Here is a 5,687-nt window from a genome sequence, read left to right as displayed (position 1 = left end):
GGAGCCGCCGGGGCCGCGTTACGAGGCGGAGTCCGCACCGGCGGTGTGTCAGGGCACGATCGACTCGGACCACACCGGCTATTCCGGCACCGGGTTCTGTAACGGTGACCAAGCTGCGGGTGCCTACGCACAGTTCACGGTGACCCCAGAGGCAGACGCCGGTACAGCCACGGTGGAGGTCCGCTTCGCCAACGGCGCGAGCAACGGTAACGCCCGGCCGGCGAACCTGGTCGTCAACGGGACCACAGTGGACACCGTCTCGTTCGAATCCACCGGCGCGTGGTCCGCATGGGCCACCAAAACCCTGACCGTGTCACTCAACGACGGCAACAACACCATCCGGCTCGACCCAACCACAGCAGCAGGGCTGCCCAACGTCGACTACATAGAAATCGGCCCCAACACCTAACACCACCCACAGCGGTCAGGAGGGCATCCCGATCTCCGATGCCCTCCTGACCCCACCGCCCCCAGCGCTAGCGGGCGCGCAGCGCGCCCGCCGAAGTGACAGTTCTTGACAGATGTCACGGGGCGGCACCTGCGCACGTTCCGGGAGCGCATCGTGTGGCAATGCGCAACGACGCGGTCGCTACTTCTGACTCGACGCTTGCCGACGTACCCCTTGGAGTTGATCATGCGTTCATCTAGGCGGCGTGTGTCGCTGCTTTGTGCCGGACTCGCCGCGGCATTGGCCGGTGCCGGACTCATCATCAGCCCAACGGTGGCCGCCGCCGCGGCGGAGACCCGTTACGAGGCCGAGACCGCCCCGGCCACCTGCGACGGCACCATCGACACGAACCACTCCGGCTACTCCGGCACCGGATTCTGCAACGGCGACCAGGAAATCGGCGCCGCAGCCCAATTCACCGTGAACGCCCCGGAGGCTGGCACCGCCACCCTGCGGGTGCGATTCGCCAACGGCTCCACCGCCGCCCGCGCAGCCGACGTGGACGTCAACGGCACCACCACGCAATCAGTCTCCTTCCAGCCTACCGGCGCCTGGAGCACCTGGACCACCACAACCTCGGTCGTGCAACTGAACTCCGGTGACAACACCATCCGGCTCAACCCCACCAGCGCCGACGGCCTACCCAACATCGACTACGTCGAACTCGGAGACACCCCGCCACAACCACCCGATGGCAAGCAATTGGAGGACCTCGACCGGGGTCTGGTGAGCGTCCGGTCCGGCAACGGCAATCTGGTGAGCTGGCGGATGCTGGGCACGGACCCATCGGCAGTGTCCTTCCACCTGTACCGGGGCAGCACCCTGGTCTTCGCCGGGTCGGCGACCAACTACTACGACTCCGGCGCGTCTTCCGATTCGTCGTACACCGTGCGGGCGGTAGTCGACGGTGCGGAGCAACCGGCGTCCGCGCCATCGGTGACCTTTGCCAACGGCTACCTCGACGTGCCGATCCAACGACCGTCGGGCGGCGGCTCGTACAGCTACCGCGGCAACGACGCCAGCGTCGGCGACCTGGACGGCGACGGCGTGCTGGAGATCGTGCTGAAGTGGAACCCGTCCAACGCCAAGGACAACGCTCAAGAGGGCCACACCGGCAACGTCCTGCTGGACGCTTACCGGCTCAACGGGGAGCGGCTGTGGCGCATCGACCTGGGCCGCAATATCCGGGCAGGCGCCCATTACACCCAGTTCCAAGTCTACGACTACGACGGCGACGGCAGCGCCGAGGTCGCGATGAAGACCGCGGACGGGACCAGATCCGGCACGGGCCAGGTGATCGGTAACGGCAACGCCGACCACCGCAACTCGGACGGCCGGATCCTGTCCGGGCCGGAGTTCTTGACGGTGTTCCGAGGCACGGACGGCGCGATCCTGGACACCGACAACTACGACCCGCCACGCGGCAACGTCTGTGACTGGGGCGACTGCTACGGCAACCGGGTCGACCGGTTCCTGGCGGGCACCGCCTATCTGGATGGCGAGCGGCCCAGCATCATCATGGCGCGCGGCTACTACACCCGGTCGGTCATCGCGGCGTGGGACTTCCGCGGCGGCCAGCTTGCCAAACGCTGGGTGTTCGACTCGGACAGGCAGAGCAACTCCTCGGCGTGGGCAGGCAAGGGCAACCACCAGTTGTCGATCGCGGATGCCGACGGCGACGGCCGTGACGAGGTGATGTACGGGTCGATAGCCATCGACGACAGCGGCCGTGGGCTGTGGCAGCGGAGCACCCACCATGGCGACGCCTACCACGTGGGTGATTTGGTCCCGTCCCGGCCCGGCTTGGAGGTGTTCAGTCCGACGGAGTGGAGCAACGAGCCCGCGCACTGGGTGGCCGACGCACGCACCGGCGGAGACGTCTCCCGCAACGGCTCCTGCGGCTGCGACAACGGGCGCGGCGTGGCCGCCGACGTCTGGGCCGGCAACCAGGGCGCCGAAATCTGGTCGGCGGCCGTCGGCGGGCTGCGCAGCGCCGCCGGCAACGTTCAGGTCGCCGGCCGCAAACCCGGCTCGACGAACTTCCTGTCCTGGTGGGACGGCGACCCGGTGCGCGAACTGCTGGACCGCAACCACATCGACAAGTACGGAACCGGTGGCGACACCCGGCTGCTCACCGCCAGCGACGTGTTCGTGCCCAACGGCAGCAAGGCCACCCCGGCGCTGTCCGGCGACATCCTCGGCGACTGGCGCGAGGAGGTCATCTGGCCGACCGACGACCAGAGCCGGTTGCGGATCTACAGCACGCCCCACCGCACCGACCTGCGTCTGCCGACCCTGCTGCACGACCCGCAGTACCGGGTGGCGCTGGCCTGGCAGAACACCGCGTACAACCAGCCACCACACCCCAGCTTCTTCCTCGGCAACGGCATGAGCACGCCGCCACGACCCGACATCTACGTCCGCTGACCGCACTCGGGCGGGCCGGCGGTGCAAGCCGCCCCACCCGAATCATCTGAGGAGGTACATCATGCGCAGAGATCATGCGCACGCCGGCCGGACGCAGACTCGCTCGCCAGGCCGGGCGAGGAAACTGACCATGGCCGCCCTCGCGGCCGTCGTCGGGCTCCTTGTCGCCACCGTGGTAGCCCACCCAGCATCGGCGGATGAGAATCCGTATCAGCGGGGTCCCGATCCGACCAGGGAAAGTGTCGCGGACTCGCGGGGCAGCTTCGCCACCGCCCAAGTGAGTGTGCCACGGGGCAACGGCTTCGGCGGCGGGGTGATCTACTACCCGACCGACACCAGCCAGGGCACGTTCGGCGCGGTCGCCATCGTGCCGGGCTACACCGCCACCTGGGCAGCTGAAGGGGCCTGGATGGGGCATTGGCTGGCGTCGTTCGGGTTCGTGGTCATCGGGATAGACACCATCAACCGCAACGACCGGGAGACCTCGCGGGGGACCCAGCTGCTGGCGGCGATGGACTACCTGACGCAGCGCAGTGCGGTGCGTGACCGCGTCGACGCGAGCCGGGTGGCGGGGATGGGCCACTCGATGGGTGGCGGCGGCGCCGTGTACGCGGCCCTGCAGCGGCCGTCGTTGAAGGCCGCGGTCGGGCTGGCGCCGTACAGCCCGTCGCGGGACTTGGACAACATGCGGGTCCCCACCTTGCTGGTGGCCGGCGAGAACGACACGGTCACCACGCCGGCCAGCACCCGCGGCCTCTACAACAGCATTCCGGCCTCGACGGAGCGGGCGTACCTCGAACTATCCGACGCCGATCACAGCTTCCCCACCTCGAACAACTCGGTGATGATGCGCAAGGTCATCCCCTGGCTGAAGATCTTCGTCGACCACGACACGCGCTACAGCCAGTTCATGTGCCCGTTGATGGACTGGACCGGTGTCAAGGCGTACCGCAGCAGTTGCCCGCTTGACCCGGACGGACCGACCGATTCGTCGTTCAGCCTGGTCGGCGCCGATTCCGGCAGGTGTCTGGACGTCCCAGCCGCCGCCCAGACCAACGGCACCGAGCTGATCATCTACACCTGCAACGGTGCGGCCAATCAGCGTTGGAACCACACGGCGGCCGGCGAGTTGCGTGTCTACGACAACGCCAAGTGCATGGAAGCGGGCGGCAGCGCGGGCAGCCGGGCAGTGATCAACTCGTGTACTGGCGGCGACACGCAGAAGTGGACGTTGAACGCCAACGGCTCGGTCACGAACGTCCAATCCGGTCTCTGCCTGGACGTCAGCGGCCGCAGCACGGCCAACAACGCCGCCGTCATCGCCTGGACCTGCCACAACGGCCCCAACCAGACCTGGGACCGGCAACCCCCTGCCCACTGAGGAGTCTTGATGAACCCACTAGCGAAACTGGCCGTGGCGGCCGCCCTGGCCGGTGCGGCGGGGGCATACGCGCCCCACGCTGACGCGGCGAGCGCACAGGCCTATTACGTGGCACCGAACGGCAGTGACAGCGCGGCGGGTACGCAAGCCGCTCCCTGGGCATCGATCGCCCATGCGCAATCCGTGGCCAGTGCCGGAGACACCGTCTACTTCCGGGGTGGCACCTACGCCTACACCCGCGCGAACAGGAACTGCTCGAGTCAGACCGACCGAGTCGACGCCATCACCCTCAACAAGAGCGGCAGCGCAGGCAACCCGATCCGCTATTGGGCCTACCCCGGTGAGCGGCCGGTCTTCGACTTCTCCGGCATGCGGGACAACTGCCGGATCAAGGGCTTCAGCGTCACCGGCAACAACCTGCACCTCAAGGGGCTGGAAGCCACCGGCGTGCCGCAGAACAACAATCGCAATGCCGAATCCTGGGGCATCTGGGTCTCCGGAAACAACAACACGTTCGAGCAACTCGACCTCCATCATCACATGGGGACCGGCCTGTTCATCAACGGTGGCAGTGGCAACCTCGTCCTCAACTCGGATTCCCACGACAACTACGACCCGCGCAGCACCGACGGGCCCGGCGAGAACGCCGACGGTTTCGGCTCGCACTACGTGCCGGCCGGTCGCTCCGCGAACGTGTTCCGGGGTTGCCGCGCGTGGTGGAACGGCGATGACGGGTTCGACCTCATCTCCACCTTCTCGCCCGTGACCATGGAGAACTCGTGGGCCTGGCGCAACGGATACGAGCCGGGGACGACGAGTCCCGCCGGCAACGGAGTCGGCTTCAAGGTGGGTGGCTTCGGTGGCGACTACGACCCCGGCGCGGTGAAGCACACCGTCCGCTTCTCGGTCGCATTCCTGAACAAGGCGGCGGGTTTCTATTCCAACCACCACCCGGTGGCCAACGACTACTTCAACAACACCGCCTACGGAAACCACCCCAACTTCAACATGCGGGGAATCGACTCGAGGGGCAACGCCGTCGGCCGCGGGAATCTGCGCAACAACGTCGCCTACACCGGAACGCCGACGTCATACATGAACGGCACCAGCTCATCGCATAACTCCTGGGACCTCGACATCCGCCTGTCGGACTCGCAGTTCCAGAGCGTGTCAACGTCGGGCTGGGACGCCCCGCGCCAGGCCGACGGAAGTCTGCCCGTGCTACCCCATTTCCGTCCCGCGGAGAACAGTGACCTGATCGACAAGGGCACTGACGTCGGTCTGCCCTACAACGGGCGGGCACCGGATCTCGGCGCCTTCGAGTGGGGCGACAATGACCCGTCGGAGCCGCCGGGGCCGCGTTACGAGGCGGAGTCCGCACCGGCGGTGTGTCAGGGCACGATCGACTCGGACCACACCGGCTATTCCGGC

General features: G+C 67.4%; 3 protein-coding genes and 1 pseudogene. All 4 read left to right on the top strand.

Annotated features, from left to right (window positions below; all coding sequences use genetic code 11):
• Positions 1-391, top strand: a pseudogene (locus H8R17_RS44135) (carbohydrate-binding protein); the annotation flags it as partial.
• 243 nt (positions 392-634) lie between these two features.
• Positions 635-2,875 carry a carbohydrate-binding protein gene (locus tag H8R17_RS44130; RefSeq protein WP_187828797.1) on the top strand — a complete coding sequence of 747 codons (2,241 nt, stop codon included), beginning with the start codon at positions 635-637 and terminating at the stop codon, positions 2,873-2,875.
• A 277-nt stretch (positions 2,876-3,152) separates the two neighbouring features.
• Positions 3,153-4,256, top strand: coding sequence for a ricin-type beta-trefoil lectin domain protein (locus tag H8R17_RS49000; protein ID WP_316959741.1), 1,104 nt, complete (start codon positions 3,153-3,155; stop codon positions 4,254-4,256).
• A gap of 33 nt (positions 4,257-4,289) precedes the next feature.
• A partial coding sequence (locus tag H8R17_RS44120; protein WP_316959740.1) for a right-handed parallel beta-helix repeat-containing protein occupies positions 4,290-5,687 on the top strand: 1,398 nt, incomplete at its 3' end.

This window comes from Streptomyces sp. TRM68367 (genome assembly GCF_014495685.1).
Classification (GTDB): domain Bacteria; phylum Actinomycetota; class Actinomycetes; order Streptomycetales; family Streptomycetaceae; genus Streptomyces.
Note: the sequence above shows the minus strand (reverse complement) of the source record. Positions and strands in the feature narration are given on the sequence as shown.